Below are 15,797 nucleotides of genomic sequence, written 5' to 3' on the forward strand. Positions count from 1 at the left end.
AACCGGTGCCGCTAGGGTTGATCGTCTGGATGTGCTGGCTCGAGGGCAGCCGAACGGGAGACGCCGGTGACCGCCGCGCACGACTCATCGTGGGATCCCCGCACCCGCTTGCGGGTGCTGCTGATCGAGGACGACGACGGCGACGCGCTGCTGGTCGAAGAGATGCTGGTGGACACGGCCGTGCCGTACACACTCGAACGCGTCGAAACGCTCACCGCCGCGCTGAGCGGCCCGCTCACCGCCGACTGCGTCGTGCTCGACCTGCAGCTGCCCGACGCCATGGGGCTCAGCGGGCTGACCAAGCTCGGGCAGCACGCCCCCGGCGTCGCCGTGGTCGTCCTGACCGGGCAGCACGACCAGGCCACCGGGGTCGCCGCGGTCGCCGCCGGCGCGCAGGACTACCTCGTCAAGGACCAGGTCGACGGCCCGCTGCTGGTGAAAGCGCTGCGCTTTGCCCGCGAACGCAAGCGGGCCGAGCAGGTCGAGCAGCAGTTCCTCCAGCAGCAGCTGCTCGCGCGGGAGAACGCGCGGCTCGAACGCGGCCTGCTGCCCAGCCCGCTGCTGCGCGACCCCCACCTCGAGCTGGCCGCCCGCTACCGGCCCGGTCGCAACGGTTCCCTGCTGGGCGGCGACTTCTACGACGCGATCGAGCTCGCCGACGGCACGGTGCACATGATGATCGGCGACGTCTGCGGCCACGGCCCGGACGAGGCCGCGCTCGGCGTCGCGCTGCGGATCGCGTGGCGCTCGCTCGTGATGGCCGGTCTGCCGATGCCCGACGTGCTGAGCATGGTCGAGCGGGTCCTGGTGCACGAGCGGATCGAGCCGCTGTTCGCCACGGTCTGCATGGTCGTCGTCGCGCCGGACCGAAGATCCCTGCGCCTGTCGCTGGCCGGGCACCTGCCGCCGCTGCTGCTCACCCCGGGCGATGGGCACCTGCTGTCCGGGAAGTGCCTCGGCGTCCCGCTCGGCGTCGTCGAGGGCGCCAAGTGGGAGTCGCTGGAGGTCCCGCTGGAACCGGGGTGGTCGCTGCTGCTGTACACGGACGGCGTGTTCGAGGGCCGTGTGGGGGCCGGATCCGAACGGCTGGGCCACGAGCGGATGGCCGCCCTCGTGCTCGACATCAAGCGGGAGACCGGGATCCACGGCCGGGCCCTGCTCGACGAGCTGATCGCCCGCGCCGAACGGCTCAACTCCGGCCCGCTCGACGACGACGTCGCCCTCGCCCTGCTCAGTCACGACCCGGGAGACGCGGCCGATGAGCGTTGACGTACCCGGCCGGCCCATCCGCGGCTGGCTGGCCCTGCTCGCCGTCGCCGAGGCCGTGCTGCTGCTCGGCGCGCTGGTCGCCGGCGGGATCGCGCTGAACAACCTCACCGAGGCCCGGACGCGCCTGCTCGACGTGATCGCGCCGCAGCGCCTGGCCGCGATCCAGCTGTCCACCGCGCTGCTGAACCAGGAAAGCGGGGTCCGCGGCTACCAGCTCGGCCGCCAGCCGGCGTTCCTGGTCCCCTACACCGACGGGGTCCGCGCGCAGTCCGACGCGGCCACGCAGCTGCGGCAGCTCGGCGCGGTCCCGGGCACCCGGATCGGCGACGACCTGGAGGCCGTGCTGCGGGCGGCCGCCGCCTGGCAGGCCGCGGCCGCGCCCACCATCGCCCCGGCCGCACCGCCGGTCACCCCGGCCCAGGTCGAGCGCGGCCGGGCGCAGTTCGTCGAGGTCCGGCGGGCGATCGACACCCAGCTGGACCACCTCGCCGCGATCCGCGACGCCGGCCGGGCCGAACTGGACGCGGCGGCGAGCTTCCTGAACGCGATGCTGGTGGCCGTTGCCGTGCTGGTCCTGCTGCTGTTCGGGATGCTGTTCCTGGGCCTGCGGCAGGTCATCACCCGGCCGATCCTGCGGCTGGCCGGCGAGGTCCGCCGGGTCGCCGACGCCGACGTCCACCACCCGGTGCGCGGGAGCGGGCCGCGGGAAATCGCCCAGCTCGGCGCCGACGTCGAGGCGATGCGGCAGCGCATCCTCGACGAGGTGGCCGAGCTCGAGCAGGCGCACGCGATGCTGGACCGCCGGACGCGCGAGGCGGAGCGGTCCAACGCCATGCTGGAGCAATCCAACACCATGTTGGAGCGGTCCAACGCCATGCTGGACCGGCGCACGCGCGAGCTGGAGCGGTCCAACGCCGACCTGGAGCAGTTCGCCTACGTCGCTTCGCACGACCTGCAGGAGCCGCTGCGGAAGGTGGCCAGCTTCTGCCAGCTGCTCCAGCGCCGCTACCAGGGCCTGCTCGACGAGCGCGGCGAGCAGTACATCGAGTACGCCGTGGACGGCGCGAAGCGGATGCAGGTCCTGATCAACGACCTGCTGGCGTTCTCGCGGGTCGGCCGGAACCCGGGCGAGCACGTCGTGGCCGACGCGGGCGCGCTGGTCGACGACGCGGTCGCGAACCTCGAGGTCGCGTTGTCGCTCAGCGGCGGCAAGGTCACTCGCGGCGACCTGCCCGAGGTGCGTGTCGAGCCGGCGCTGATGACGGCGGTGTTCCAGAACCTCATCGGCAACGCGCTGAAGTTCAAGGGCGAGGCGCCGCCGGAAGTGCGGATCACCGCCGAGCGCGACGGCGGCGACTGGGTCTTCTCGGTGTCGGACAACGGGATCGGCATCGACGCGGAGTACGCCGAGCGGGTGTTCGCGCTGTTCCAGCGCCTGCACACCCGCTCCGCGTACCCGGGTACCGGCATCGGCCTGGCCCTGTGCCGCCGGATCCTCGAGCACCACGGCGGCCGGATCTGGCTCGACACCGAGGCCGCGGACACGACGTTCCGCTTCACCCTGCCGGCCCACGAGGATGAGGGGGACGCATGACGCAGGCACCCGTTCCGATCGACATCCTGCTCGTCGAGGACGACCCCGGCGACGTGCTGATGACCCGGGAAGCGTTCGCGCACCACAAGATCCGCAACCCGCTGCACGTCGCGGAGGACGGCGTCGAAGCGCTCCGGTTCCTCAACCGCGAAGGCCGCTTCCGGGACGCGCCGCGGCCGGGCCTGATCCTGCTGGACCTCAACCTGCCCCGCAAGGACGGCCGGGAGCTGCTCGGCGAGATCAAGCAGAACCCCGAGCTGCGCACGATCCCCGTGGTCGTGCTGACCACGTCGGAGGCGGAGGAGGACATCCTGCGCAGCTACGAACTGCACGCCAACGCCTACGTCACCAAGCCGGTCGACTTCGAGAAGTTCGTCGAGGTGGTCCGGAAGATCGACGACTTCTGGGTCACGGTCGTGCAGCTCCCGCACCGGTAGCCGTTTGGCGGAGAGTGCGGCACGATGGGGGGCCGTGACCCCTTCAACGCCGGACCTCCCCGCCGCCGAGCTGGCGGTCACGCTCGACTGGCGGGGCCGGATCGCGGTGCTGGGCGTGGCGGGGGAGATCGACCTGGTCAGCGCCCCGGAGTTCGGGGAAGCCGTCGACGCGGTGCTGGCCGGCGGGCCGGAGAAGCTGGTGGTCGACCTGCGTGAGGTGACGTTCTTCTGTTCGGCGGGACTGCAGGTGCTTGCGGCGGCCCACCGCAGGCTGGCCGAGCGCGCGCTGCGGGTGGTGAGCGATTCCCCGGTGACGTCGGGACCACTGAAGACGACCGGGCTCGACACGTGGATCGGCATCCACCCGACGGTCGACGAAGCACTCCGATGAGGCGGGCGCGAATGCCGGAACCGTTCCACAGCCACGGCGTGCCCGCGGCACCGGGCGCCCTCCGCCGCCTGCGTCACGAGCTGATGGCGTGGGTGCTGGGGGCCGGCGTCGACGAAGGCCGGGCCGCCGACATCGTGCTGGCCAGTTACGAAGCGCTGGCGAACGTGGCCGACCACGCCTACGACGCTTCGGGCGGCGGGGTCGTGGACCTCGACGCCGCGGTGTACCCGGACCGGATCGAAGTGGTGATCACCGACCACGGGCAGTGGCGCACGCCGGTGCCGGACCCCCGGCCGGTTTCCCTGCGCGGCCGGGGGTTGCTGCTGGTACGGGCCAGTGCCGACCGGGCCGAGATCGCGTCCGGCGAGCAGGGCACCGTGGTGACGCTCGCCTGGGACCTGGACCCGGTCCGGCCCTGACCGCCCGGCCGCGCTACCGCTGGACCACGGCTCCCGTCTTCGGGTCGAGCGTGACCTTCCGCGCCTGAGGCCACCAGAAGTCGAACATGCCGTTGAGCGACCCGGCCCGGGAGTCGAACGACGAGTCGCCGATCCGGCCGGTGCGCCAGTTGTCCTCGACGAACTTCAGCACCGAGGTCTGGTCCGTCAGCGTGTGGTCGACGTGGTTCACCTTGCTGTACGGCGAAACCACCAGCAGCGGCAGCCGCGGGCCGTAGCCGCAGCGGTCCGCGTAACCGCCCACCGTCGCCGGCTTGGCCGTGCAGATCGCCTGGTCCTGCGAAGCGTCGTGAGAACCGTTGACGATCGGCGACTTCTGGTGGTCGTACCAGCCGTCCGAGTCGTCGTACGCCAGCACGATCGCCGTCGACCGCCACTCCGGGGACTGCTGGATCTTGGTGATCTCGCCGACCACGAACTGCTGTTCGTCCAGCGGGTCGGAGTAGCCCGCGTGGCCGTCCTGGTACTGCGGCGCCTTCAGGAAGCTCACCGCGGGCATCGAGCCGGCCTGCAGCGCGGCGTCGAAGTCGGAGATGTCGTACTGGTGGTTCGCGCGGTCGGTCTGGCCGATCGCCTGCACCGACGACGGCGGGAGGTGCTTCGGGTTCGCCGTCGACGGGTAGTACTGGAACGGCTCGTGGTGCGGGCTGTAGTCGACGACCGCGTTGCCGCCCACGTTCGTGTGCGTCCGGCCGCAGACCGCGTAGCCTCCTGCCGAGCCCGTCGGGCGGAAGCCGCCCTGGAACCAGCCCCACGTGACGTGGCGCTGGTTGAGCAGGTCACCGATGTTGCGGCCCTGCATCGTGGCCAGGTTGTCCTTGCTCGTGTGGTTCTTGCCCGAGCAGTCGTCCCACGCGGGGTCCGGGTCGTTGATCATCGTGCCGACGCCGTGCGCGTCCGGTGACTGCACGGCGTAGGCGTCGCTGACCGGCTCGTGCGTCACGGGGTCGACCGCCTGGACGCCGTGGGTGTTGCCCGAGATCAGGTCGATCGCGCCGGGGCTGGACGGGCCGAACACCGTGTTGAACGAGTTGTCGTTCAGCGCGTAGTGCTGGGCGTAGTTCCACATGCCCGTGACCGTGTTGCCGTCGTAGTAGTCCATGACCAGGCCCGGCTCACCGAACAGGACCGGCTGCCCGGTGCACTTGTCGGTCTCGGTCTTCTCGACGAACTTGTCCATTTTGCCGCCGTTGAAGGCGGCCTGCTCCGCGCCGTAGTTGTGGTTCTGGTCGCAGGTCATCGCCTGCTGGGGCGAGAGCCGCTTCGGGTTGTACGCGTTGGGGTTGTCGCTCAGCAGCTGGTGGTCCAGGCCGTTGACCTTCGGGGTGTTGCGCGCGGCGGTGAACGGGGTGCCGTCGGTGTTGGCCGCGTTCGGGTAGGTGCCGAAGTAGTGGTCGAACGAGATGTTCTCGCCGAAGATGACCACGACGTGCTTGATCGGCGTCGTCGTGGGGATCCACTGCGCCGGGAACGGGTGCAGCGGCCGGGCGTCCGCGGTGTTCGCCGCGGACCCGGTGGCGACGGCCAGGACGGCGACCGAGGCGAGGGCCCCGGCACCGAGCAGGCCGCGCCGTCGCCGGCGGGGTCTGGTGTCCACTGTGGATTCCTTTCGTGGTGGGGACTAGCCGAGCAGGGAACGTCCGAAGTGGTCGTCCGGGCCGGTGACGCCCGGCAGCGCGAAGAAGTAGCCGCCGCCGAACGGGGAGATGTAGTCGGTCAGGGGTTCGTCGGCCAAGCGCGTCTGGATCGCCTCGAACTGGCGCTCCAGGTCCTGCTGGTAGCAGACGAACAGCAGGCCCATGTCCAGGTTGCCGTTGCTGTCGATGCCGCGGTCGTAGTTCACCGCGCGGCGCAGGATCCGGCCGGCATCGGTCTCCGGCGTCCGCGGGTTCGCCTTTCGGATGTGGCTGGTCAGGGGGATGACCGTGCCGACGGGGTCGTCGGCGTAGCGGGGGACGTCGGTCTCCTCGGTGCCGTCCAGCGGGGCGCCGGTGTCGCGGCGGCGGCCGAACATGTTCTCCTGTTCGGCCAGCGAGACCCGGTCCCAGAACTCCACCAGCATCCGGATCAGCCGGATCACCTGGTAGCTGCCGCCCGCGGTCCACGCGGGTTCTCCGGCGTCTTTCGTCCACACCAGACTGTCCACATCGGAGCCGGTCGGATTCGCGGTGCCGTCCTTGAAACCCATCAGGTTCCGCGGCGTGCCGTCCGGTCGTGGCGGAGAGCTGAAGCCGCTGAGCTTCCAGCGCGGCTGCATGCCACCGCGGGTCGCGCGGGCGATGTCGCGCAGGGCGTGGAGCACGGTGTCGGTGGAGTTCGCGGACAGGACCAGGCTGAGGTCTCCGTGGCACTGGGCGGGATCGAGGGCGTCGTTCGGGAACGTCGCCATCGGCTTCAGCTTGGCGGGCTTGAGTTTCGCGAGCCCGTACCGGTCGTCGAACAAGCTTGCCCCGACACCGAGGATGACGCCGAGATCGCCGCCGGGCACGACGGGCCCGAGGACACCGGAGTCCGCGGGCGGCGCGGTGATCCCGAGCGCGGCGGGCGCCCCGCCGGCGGTGAGGAACCGGGCCCGGTCGGTGATGGCGCGGAAGAGATCGGTCAGCTCGGCCTTGGACTCGGCGACGGTGTCGAAGGAGGCGACGATGGTTTGCGTCGGCGGTTTGCGGAGGATGGCGGCCTGGTGGGGGCCGTGGAAGGGAACGGGCGAGGTGCTGTCGGTGACGGCGGAGGAGGCACCGAGCCCAGCCCCGGCGGCGACGGTGAGACCGGCGCCCACGGCGGCACGGCGGAGGAAGGAACGGCGAGGCAGATCGGTCACGAGACCCTCCTCGGTTCGGCGATCGCCGCGATGGGGGCCAGCAGCTCCGTCAGCTCGCTGACATCGGCGTTGAGCTTCTGCCGCTGCCTCTGCTCCAGCTGCGCCGGCGGGGTCCAAGTTCCGTCCGGGTGGTGGGCCGCGTCCAAAGCGGACTGTGTCCGGGTCAGCCACGCGTCCACCTTGGACAGGTCCGGGTACCGCGGCGCCAGCAGCGGCCGCAGGACGTCCAGTACCGCGCGGGTGCCGTCGAGGTTGGCGCGGGCCGTGGCCAGGTTGGTGCCGCTGCCGTAGTCGGTGCGGCCGGTGAGTTCGAACTGCAGCGTGTTCTCCACAATCTCGTGCGCGCGCAGCCCGAGGTCGTTCCCGTCGACCTGGCTGTCGCCGAAGGACGTCTGCAGCGCGTGGGCGTCGGTGTCGAGCTGGTCGGCGACGGCGGCGAGCGCACCCATGTCCTCGCCGTGCCAGAGTCCCTGCTCCAGCCGGTGGAAGCCGGTGAAACCCGGGTCGGCCGCGCCGCCGGCGAGGTCGTCGGCCGTGCCGTTGAGCGCGCCGTCGGAGTCGCCGAACGCGTCGTAGGCCGCGCCCAGCCGCTCGTACGTCAGGTGGGCGGTCAGCCAGGCGGTCTCGCTCGCCGCGCGGTCGCCGCCGTGGACGGTGTTCTTCAGCGCGCCGGTGTTCGCGACCAGCTCGCCGAGACCCGTCCGCACGTGCTGCTGGTAGGCCTTGAGCGGGCCGAGCAGGTCGTCGTGCGTCACCGGCGCGACGCCCGGCCCGGTCCGCTCGGCCCCGCCGGTGATCCGCACGGCGGGCCCGACGATCGCGCCCGCGTCCTCGGGCAGGCAGCGGAACGCGTAGCTGCCGTTGCCCAGGTCGACCCGCAACGGCCGGGTCGTCGCCGCGCCGAGGCCCTCGACCTCGCCGTAGATCACCCCGGTCGCCGGGTCGATCAGGTCGACCTCGGCGGTCACCGACCCGGTGTTGTGCAGGCGGAACGTCTGCGGCCCGGGCTTCGGGTCCGACCAGCCCGTGGCGCACGCCGAACGCGACACCGCGATTTCGGGGTCGCCGGCGGCCGCGCTGTCCGGCCAAAGCGCCACGACGACGGCCGCCGCGACCGCCGCAACCACGGCCGCCACGATCCAGCGGGTACGCACTGACCCCGGCACGCCCACTCTCCCGTCACTCGATCGGACCATCATTGATCACGGATTATGGGAGCCTAGCGCCCGGAAAACCGCATCGGATGACGTCCAGCGGACGAAATTCACCCCGACTTAAGCCGGGCGCCCACGAAACGGGGAGGTTTCAGACTTTTTCCTGTGCCAGATCTGCCGCGTTCGGGTAGAAGGACCGATTGGTCTGGATCACGGCAGAGGAGCGCCGGTCTCCAGCAGCGTCTTCAGGCTGGACAGCAGCGCGGGCCAGCCCTGGCTGCACATCTCCAGCGCCGTGCTGCCGGGGTCGAAACCGTCGTGGACGACGGTCAGCTTCACCATTTCCCCGTGCGGTTCGAGGGTGAACGTGACCCGGGAGCGGCTTTCGCGCTGCAGTTTCCCGAAGGTTTCCTCGTCGATGCCGTTGGATTTCGCCCAATCCGCCGTGAACGTGTGCCAGGTGTAGGACAGCCGCCGGAAAGGGTCCGATTCGAGGACGACCTGCCCCGGATCGCTGGTTTTCGCCCCCCTTTCGAACCACGTCATCGGCGCACCCGTTTTCCAGTCGGTTTCGAAGGAGACGCCCCAGTACCGGCTCGTGAAAGCCGGGTCGGTAAGCGCTTGCCAGAGTTTTTCCGGCGTCGTGGCGATGTAGGTGGTGTAGGCGAAATCGTTCATCGGTGCGGACTCCAGTGCTCGTTTCAGATCGGCCAGCGCGCCGGCCCGCCGCCGGTCGTAGCGGGTCATCCAGCGCTCGGCGATCGCGTTGATCGGCGCGGCGTCGAGGTGGTGCAGCTTTTCCCGGCCGCGCCGGGTGGTCGTGACCAGCCCGGCCGTCTCGAGCACGGCCAGGTGCTTGCTCACGGACTGGCGCGCCATGTCCAGCCCCGCGCACAGCTCGCGCAGGGTCTGGCCGTTGCGCTCGTTGAGCACGTCCAGCAGCTGACGGCGGCTGGGGTCGGCCAGCGCCTTGAAGACCTCGTCCATGGCGCCTTCCGCAAGTTATGCAGCCGTGCGGCTGCCTTTAACGATAGGCAGCCGCACGGCTGCATGTCAACCGCGGATCACCGGAAGCGGATCACCGTGATGCCGGCGAGGACGAAGAACACGAGGATGACCAGCGTGCCGGTCTGCCCGCCGGACGACCGGGTCACGACCTGGTCGACGGCGCCGGTCAGCCGCACCCCGCACTCGGCGACCACGGTGTGCCGCCCGGCCTCGATGCGGGTGAACTCGATGGGCGCGGTGAAGGCGCCGGAGCTGTCGGTGTAGGCGGTGCCGACCTCGGCGCCGTCCGACGTCAACGTCACCATCCGGCTCGGGCGGCAGCCCTTGCCGGACGCCGAGAGCGTCTCGCCGGGCTTGATGCTCGGCCGGTCGAGCACCAGTTCACCGGGCTTCGGCGCGGTGCCGGCCGTCGTGGGGGTGCCGGGCGTGGCCGGCGTGGCCGTCGTCGGCGAGGTGCTCGTGGTCGGCGGGGCGGTGGTCGGTGTGGCCGGGGTCGTGGTGGTGCCCGGCCGGGTCGGGCGCGTGGTCACCGGCGGTGGCGGCGTGGTGGCCGGCGGGGGCGGTGTGGTGGTGGGCGTGGCGGTCACGGTGAACCGGCTGCCCGCGCCGAGCGGCCCGCCGGTCCTGGCGTTGGTGCACGTGCCGGTGACCGGGTAGGTGCCCGGCTGGGCGCCGGCGGGCACGGTGGCCGCGACCGTGCCGCTGGTCTGCTGGAGCGTGGTGTTCGCCGACCACATCGGCGTGCCGTTCCAGGAAAAGGTGACCGGTCCTTTGCACGGGTAGAAATTCCAGGAAATGGTGAAGGAGCTCCCGGCCTGGCCACTCGACGGTTTCAAACCAACCGACGACGTGTATTGCGCGTCGGCCGTGCCCGCGGCCACGAGCAAAAGCAACGTTCCGGCCACGGCGCCGAAAAACAGCCGAACCACGAATCGCATTGGGACGTCCCTCCCCGGTGTGCTCGCTGTAGCATTCCGGACCAGTCGGATAACGCAAGTAGGGGATGCCCAATGGGACGTGTCATCGCGGCGGGGGTTGCGTTGGGTTTGTGCGCGGTGCTGCTGGGCGCGCCACCCGCCTCGGCCCGATCGGGGTCGGCCCAATCCGGCTCGCTCCAGCTGCAGGTGTCGATCGACCAGCGGCCGGTCGAGGACGCGACGGTCCCCATCGATCCGGCGAGCCAGCTCGAACTGCAGGTCGTGGCGACCAACTCCGGCACCGCGCCGGTGAAGGTCCGCAGCGTGCGGCTCTCCGGCGTCGCCCTCGCGCTCACCTTCTTCGCCTACGACACGACCGCGCCCTTCGAGGTGCCGGCCCGCGGCTCGGTCTCCCGGACGTTCGTCCTCGACCTCGGCGACCTGGCCGGACAGGCGACGGGGCTGCTGCCGTCGTCGGTCGAGCTGCTCGACGCCGGGCGCGCCACGCTCGGTGAGGCGACGACGGTCGCCGACGTCCGCGGCTCCTTCTGGTCGGTCTACGGCGTCTTCGGCCTGGCGATGCTCGTGCTGACGATCCTCGCCTGGGTGACCGCGCTGCTCGCACTGGCCCGGCACCGGCTGGCGCCGAACCGCTGGCGCCGCGGCGTGCGGTTCCTGCCCGCCGGGTTCGGCACCGGCCTGGTCGCGGTGATCAGCCTGTCGGTGCTGCGCCTGGTCCCGCCCGAACCGGCGATCGAGCTCCCGGTGGTGCTCGGCGCGGCGGCGATCGCGTTCCTGCTCGGTTACCTGACCCCGCACCCGGCGCCGCCGGCCGTCACCGGCAGTGACACCACCGTCCGGCTGCCGGTCCCGTCCACCCAGGAATTCACCCGATGAGCGCACCGGCCGAGCTGGTCGCCGCGCTGCCGCAGTACGACATCGGGGCGTCGATCGGCGAGGGCGGCATGGGCGTCGTGTTCGCCGGCGTGCACCGGACGCTGGGCCGCAGTGTCGCGATCAAGCAGCTGCCGTGGGACGTGCTGAACCACGCCACGAGCAGCGAGCTCTTCGACCGCGAGGCGCGGGTGCTCGCCAGCCTGGACCACCCGCACATCGTGCCGGTGTACGACTACGTCCGCACCGGCCGCGAGCACCTGCTGGTGATGGAACGGCTCGACGGCGGAACCGTGCACAGCCGGTTCCACGGCGGCGGCGTCAGCGGCGAGCAGGCGTGCGCGATCGGGCTGGCGATGCTGGCCGGGCTGCACGCGGCGCACCGGGCGGGGGTGCTGCACCTCGACGTCAAGCCGCGGAACCTGCTGTTCAACCTGCAGGGCGTCGTGAAGGTGGCCGACTTCGGCATCGCGCGGGTGATCAGCGAGGGCGCCACGCTCGTCACGCACGGTGGCGAGATCCTGGGTACCCCGGCGTACATCGCCCCGGAGCAGGCGATGGGCAACGCGCTCAGCCCGGCGGCCGACGTGTATGCGGCGGGCACGGTGTTGTACGAGCTGCTGTCCGGCCAGTTGCCGTTCGACAACACCCGCGGCGCGATCAGCATGATGCGCCAGCACATGTTCACCGACCCGCGGCCGATCGCGGGCGTGCCGATGCCGATCGCCGGCGTGGTGATGCGCAGCCTCGCGCGCGAGCCGGACGCCCGGTACCGGGAGGCGGAGTCCTTCGCGGCCGACCTGGCCGCGGCGGCCACGGTGGTTTACGGGCCGGGGTGGTTGGAGCGTGCCGGGGTACCGGTGCTGCACCTGACGCCGAGGGTGATCGCCGGCCTCAATTCGGCGACGGTGTCATCCCCGCCGGGGGAGGCCCGGACGCGGCCGGTGGCGCGGCCGGGAGCTCCGGACCCGACGCTGGTGGGAGCGCCGGGTGGCCCGCTGGATCCGCGTCTCGGTCCGCCGACGGCGCCGGACTCGGCCGCCGGTCCTGCTCCGTCGTCAGCCGCCGTCCTGTGGTTGCGGCTGGCCGCCGGGGCTGCCGCGATCGTGCTGGTCGTGCTCGCCCTGCTCAACCCCGCGCGGTTGCCGCACCAGGCGTCGTCCACGCTGAACCTCGGCGGTGCGCCCGTGTCGGCGCCGGTCGAGGTGGATCTCAGCAAGCCGTTGACCCTGACCGGGCCCGGCAATCCCGGGCGGGTGGCCCTCGACATGTCCGCGGCCGGGGTTCCGCTCGGCTCGGCGTCGACCGAGGCGAAGCCCGACGGCAACGGCTTCACCGCCCAGCTCACCCTGCCGGGGATCGCCCGGTGGATCGTCGGCGGCGCCGTCACCGCCGATGTGCGCACCGGACCGGCCACGCAGACGTTCACGCTGCTCACCAGCCAGCACCCGCTGGCCAGCGCCATGGGCGCGGGCAGTCTCATCCTCGCGTTGTTCGCCCTCGCCTACCTCGAATCCGGGCTGCGGACGATCCGCAACGGCCACCGCTGGCGGGGCGCAGCGGTCGGCGGGCCGGTGCTGGGCATCCTGTTCGGCGCCGCGGTGTGGCTGTGCGTGTCGGTGCTGCGCGTCCACGAGCCGTCGCCGGGGTTCGGGGCCGGGTGCGCGGTGGCGGGCGCCCTCGCGGCCGGGCTGATCGTGGCGGCGGCGCGGCGCCGGGCGTCCACAGTGGTCAGTCGACCATCCGGACGGTGACGGACGGGCTGTAGCTCTTGCTCCGCTTCCACCCGTGTTCGGCGCACAGGCTCAGCTGGATGGCGCGGTCGGCGGGCGCCCAGTAGCCGGTGCGGACGAAGTAGCCCTCCATCGTGTTCAGCGCGCCGAGGCTCTTGCGGGCCGAGCACATCTCCCAGCCCCACTGGCGTCCGGTCTTCTCGACCCCGTTGCGGCGCACGGAGATCCGGGGGTTGCCGATCGCGCGGATGGCCGCGTCGCCCTCGGCGACGTAGACGACCCCGTCGATCTTGTAGAACCGGCTGTCGTCGAGCAGGGACACCTGCCCGGACAGGGTGATCCCGACCCGGGCGCCTTCGTCGCCCGTGAGTGTCCAATCGAGACAGAATTCCTGGACCGGGAGTTCCAGCGACTGGGTCATGACGAATTTTCCCCTGTTCTAGGCGAGCCGTCCCTATCAGGAAGATAAAGGCTTGCCGGGCGCAGGGAAGGGGTACGCGTGATCTTCACCCGAAGCGGTTCCGGACGCCGGATGCCTTGCCGCGCATGGTTTTTCAGGCGACCGGGTGATGTGCGGCACGGGTTGTGACCACCGCGTCTCCGGCTGGGTGGTCTTCGCTGCACGGGTAGGTGGGCGCGGTCGGCCGTCACGTTCCGTGAGTTGAAGGTAAAGGAACCATTACCTTGGCTCGGACGTTGGCGGGGCATGAGCGAGCCCACTGTCATCGAGCTCGGCCCGCGCGACCTGCTCGTCGTGGCGGGGCTGCCCGGAGCGGGCAAGACGACCATGCTCCGCCACGCCGCCGCCGGGCTGCCGGTGCTGGACTCCGACCAGGTCCGCGAGCGGCTCGGGGCGGTGGTCCCGCCGTCGGTGCCGTACCGGTGCTACCGGCCGGTGGTGCACACGTGGCACCGGCTGCGGATCATCGGCCGCGCGATCGGCGCGGAGGGGCCGATCGTGGTCCACGAGCCGTCGACGCGGGCCTCGACCCGCGCCCTGCTCGCGCTGGTCGGGGCCCTGAGCGGCCGATCGGTGCGGTTGTTGTTCCTCGACGTACCCGCGGAACAGGCGCTGGCGGGCCAGCGCAGCCGCGGGCGGCTGGTGCGGCACCGGTCGTTCGCACGGCACGTCCGGCGGGTGGGGAAGTGGCGGGAGGAGCTGCTCGCGGACCGGGTTCCGGCGGGGTGGCGGAGCGTCCAGGTGATCGACCGGCCCCAGGCAGCGCACACGCGGCTGGTGGCCAAGCTGCTGGTGGGTTGCTGAGGGGCCGGACATCTGTGGTCTGGACAATTTACACATTGGTCCAGACAATAGGGTTCTCCCCGACTGGAGGACCCGATGAGGCGTTCCCGACTGTCCGCAACCCTCGCCGCGTTCGTACTGGCGCTCTCCGCACTGGCCGTCGGTCCCGCCGGCGCGGCCAACCTCCTCGCCAATCCCGGCTTCGAAGCCGGCTCGCTTTCCGGCTGGACCTGTGCCAACGCGACCACCGTGAGCACGCCCGTGCACGGAGGTGGCTACGCCCTCGCCGCCACCCCCGTCGGCGCCGATTACGCCCAGTGCGCGCAGACCGTCTCCGTTCAGCCCAACACCACCTACACCGTCTCCGCGTGGGTGCGCGGAAACCCCGTCTACCTCGGCATCACCGGCGGCCCCTCGACGTGGTCCGGCAACGGAGGTGCCTACAACCAGCTCCAGCTCACCTTCACCACCGGCAACCAGACCTCCGCCCAGCTCTACCTCCACGGCTGGTACGGCGCCGGCACCTACTACGCCGACGACGTCGTCCTCGACGGCCCGGGTGGCAACACCCCCGGCACGCCCAGCGCGCCCGCCGCCCCGCAACTGGGCACCGTCACCACGAACTCCATCGCCCTGAGCTGGGGCGCGAGCGCCGGCACCGTCACCGGGTACCGCGTCTACGAAGGCAACACCGCCGTCGCCACCGTCAGCGGAACGAGTGCCACCATCGGCGGGTTGGCCGCCTGCTCGACCCACAGTTACTCGGTGGCCGCCTACAACCCGGCGGGCGAGTCGGCGAAGAGCCCGGCCGCCACCGCGAGCACCACCGGCTGCGTCGACACCGGTCTGCCGAAGCACGCCCTCATCGGCTACCTGCACGCCAGTTTCGCCAACGGCTCCGGGTACGTCCGGATGGCCGACGTCCCCGCCGCTTGGGACATCATCGATCTCGCCTTCGGGGAGCCGACCTCCGTCACCTCCGGGGACATCCGCTTCACCCGGTGCCCCGCGGCCGAATGCCCCAACGTCGAGAGCGACGCGGACTTCATCGCCGCCATCAAGGCGAAGCAGGCGCAGGGCAAGAAGGTGCTGATCTCCATCGGCGGGCAGAACGGCCAGGTCCAGCTGACGACCACCGCCGCCCGCGACAAGTTCGTCAGCTCCGTCTCGGCGATCATCGACAAGTACGGCCTCGACGGCCTCGACGTCGACTTCGAGGGCCATTCGCTCTCCCTGAACGCCGGAGACACCGACTTCCGCAACCCGACCACGCCCGTCGTCGTCAACCTGATCTCCGCACTGAAGACGCTCAAGGCCAAGTACGGCTCGGCCTTCGTGCTCACCATGGCGCCGGAGACGTTCTTCGTACAGGTCGGCTACCAGTTCTACGGCGGCTCGGGCGCCGGTGACGCGCGGACCGGCGCGTACCTGCCGGTGATCCACGCGCTGCGGGACGCGCTCACCGTGCTGCACGTCCAGGACTACAACTCCGGCCCGGTCATGGGGCTCGACAACCAGTACCACAACATGGGCGGCGCCGAGTTCCACATCGCGATGACCGACATGCTCAAGGCCGGCTTCAGCGTGGCGAACACCGGCCGGTTCTTCCCCGGCCTGCGCCCCGACCAGATCGCGATCGGCCTGCCCGCCGCGGTCAGCGCCGGCAACGGCCACACCTCGCCCGCGGACGTCCAGACGGCGGTGAACTGCCTGGTCAAGGGCAGTGGCTGCGGCTCGTACACCCTGCGCGGGGGCACCTCGCCCAGCCTGCGCGGGCTGATGACGTGGTCGATCAACTGGGACAAGTACTACGGCTGGGCGTTCCAGAACAGCCACGAGCCGTTCCTGAACGCGCTGCCGTGAGCGCGGCGGTGTGCC

General features: G+C 71.2%; 15 protein-coding genes. 9 read left to right on the forward strand and 6 right to left on the reverse strand.

The window, feature by feature from the left end; all coding sequences use genetic code 11:
* The first annotated feature begins 66 nt into the window (after positions 1 to 66).
* Genes AB0M80_RS06785 through AB0M80_RS06805 form a run of 5 tightly spaced genes read left to right on the forward strand, consistent with a single transcriptional unit; the run spans position 67 to position 4,110 of the window.
* The gene (locus tag AB0M80_RS06785) at positions 67 to 1,269 is read left to right on the forward strand and encodes a SpoIIE family protein phosphatase (RefSeq protein WP_364559890.1); all 1,203 of its coding nucleotides are present in this window, start codon (positions 67 to 69) and stop codon (positions 1,267 to 1,269) included.
* Positions 1,259 to 2,863 (forward strand): ATP-binding protein, encoded by a 1,605-nt coding sequence (locus AB0M80_RS06790; protein WP_364559893.1) that lies wholly within the window; start codon positions 1,259 to 1,261, stop codon positions 2,861 to 2,863. The genes AB0M80_RS06785 and AB0M80_RS06790 overlap by 11 nt, the downstream gene beginning before the upstream one ends.
* Positions 2,860 to 3,300 (forward strand): response regulator, encoded by a 441-nt coding sequence (locus AB0M80_RS06795; RefSeq protein WP_364559896.1) that lies wholly within the window; start codon positions 2,860 to 2,862, stop codon positions 3,298 to 3,300. Before AB0M80_RS06790 ends, AB0M80_RS06795 begins: the two co-directional genes overlap by 4 nt.
* 34 nt (positions 3,301 to 3,334) lie before the next feature.
* Positions 3,335 to 3,691 carry an STAS domain-containing protein gene (locus AB0M80_RS06800; RefSeq protein ID WP_364559899.1) on the forward strand — a complete coding sequence of 119 codons (357 nt, stop codon included), beginning with the start codon at positions 3,335 to 3,337 and terminating at the stop codon, positions 3,689 to 3,691.
* 11 nt (positions 3,692 to 3,702) lie between these two features.
* Positions 3,703 to 4,110, forward strand: coding sequence for an ATP-binding protein (locus AB0M80_RS06805; protein WP_364559901.1), 408 nt, complete (start codon positions 3,703 to 3,705; stop codon positions 4,108 to 4,110).
* A 13-nt stretch (positions 4,111 to 4,123) separates the two neighbouring features.
* On the opposite strand, the gene AB0M80_RS06810 is transcribed toward AB0M80_RS06805, so the two are convergent.
* The 5 genes from AB0M80_RS06810 to AB0M80_RS06830 all read right to left on the reverse strand — a co-directional run bounded on the left by AB0M80_RS06810 (position 4,124) and on the right by AB0M80_RS06830 (position 10,070).
* Complete coding sequence (locus tag AB0M80_RS06810) at positions 4,124 to 5,746, reverse strand: alkaline phosphatase family protein (protein WP_364559904.1); 1,623 nt, start codon at positions 5,744 to 5,746, stop codon at positions 4,124 to 4,126.
* A gap of 24 nt (positions 5,747 to 5,770) precedes the next feature.
* Positions 5,771 to 6,970 carry a Dyp-type peroxidase gene (locus AB0M80_RS06815; protein ID WP_364559906.1) on the reverse strand — a complete coding sequence of 400 codons (1,200 nt, stop codon included), beginning with the start codon at positions 6,968 to 6,970 and terminating at the stop codon, positions 5,771 to 5,773.
* The gene (locus AB0M80_RS06820) at positions 6,967 to 8,124 is read right to left on the reverse strand and encodes an EfeM/EfeO family lipoprotein (RefSeq protein WP_364560369.1); all 1,158 of its coding nucleotides are present in this window, start codon (positions 8,122 to 8,124) and stop codon (positions 6,967 to 6,969) included. The genes AB0M80_RS06815 and AB0M80_RS06820 overlap by 4 nt, the downstream gene beginning before the upstream one ends.
* Before the next feature lie 210 nt (positions 8,125 to 8,334).
* Entirely contained in the window at positions 8,335 to 9,111 is a 777-nt protein-coding gene (locus AB0M80_RS06825; protein WP_364559909.1) for a metalloregulator ArsR/SmtB family transcription factor, read from the reverse strand.
* 77 nt (positions 9,112 to 9,188) lie between these two features.
* The gene (locus tag AB0M80_RS06830) at positions 9,189 to 10,070 is read right to left on the reverse strand and encodes a hypothetical protein (protein WP_364559912.1); all 882 of its coding nucleotides are present in this window, start codon (positions 10,068 to 10,070) and stop codon (positions 9,189 to 9,191) included.
* Between the two features lie 72 nt (positions 10,071 to 10,142).
* Here AB0M80_RS06830 and AB0M80_RS06835 point away from each other — a divergent pair, with 72 nt between their 5' ends.
* Together AB0M80_RS06835 and AB0M80_RS06840 are read left to right on the forward strand one after the other, a co-directional pair.
* Entirely contained in the window at positions 10,143 to 10,946 is an 804-nt protein-coding gene (locus AB0M80_RS06835; protein ID WP_364559914.1) for a hypothetical protein, read from the forward strand.
* Entirely contained in the window at positions 10,943 to 12,697 is a 1,755-nt protein-coding gene (locus AB0M80_RS06840) for a serine/threonine-protein kinase (protein WP_364559917.1), read from the forward strand. Before AB0M80_RS06835 ends, AB0M80_RS06840 begins: the two co-directional genes overlap by 4 nt.
* On the opposite strand, the gene AB0M80_RS06845 is transcribed toward AB0M80_RS06840, so the two are convergent.
* Positions 12,675 to 13,097: a hypothetical protein gene (locus AB0M80_RS06845; protein WP_364559920.1), complete on the reverse strand. Its 423-nt coding sequence runs from the start codon at positions 13,095 to 13,097 to the stop codon at positions 12,675 to 12,677. The two genes, AB0M80_RS06840 and AB0M80_RS06845, sit on opposite strands and share 23 nt — an antisense overlap.
* A 285-nt stretch (positions 13,098 to 13,382) precedes the next feature.
* Between AB0M80_RS06845 and AB0M80_RS06850 the strand changes: the two genes are divergently transcribed.
* Entirely contained in the window at positions 13,383 to 13,940 is a 558-nt protein-coding gene (locus tag AB0M80_RS06850; protein WP_364559922.1) for an AAA family ATPase, read from the forward strand.
* 75 nt (positions 13,941 to 14,015) lie between these two features.
* Positions 14,016 to 15,782 (forward strand): glycoside hydrolase family 18 protein, encoded by a 1,767-nt coding sequence (locus tag AB0M80_RS06855; RefSeq protein ID WP_364559925.1) that lies wholly within the window; start codon positions 14,016 to 14,018, stop codon positions 15,780 to 15,782.
* The last annotated feature ends 15 nt before the right edge of the window (positions 15,783 to 15,797 follow it).

It is taken from the genome of Amycolatopsis sp. NPDC051045, assembly GCF_040682955.1.
GTDB lineage: Bacteria > Actinomycetota > Actinomycetes > Mycobacteriales > Pseudonocardiaceae > Amycolatopsis.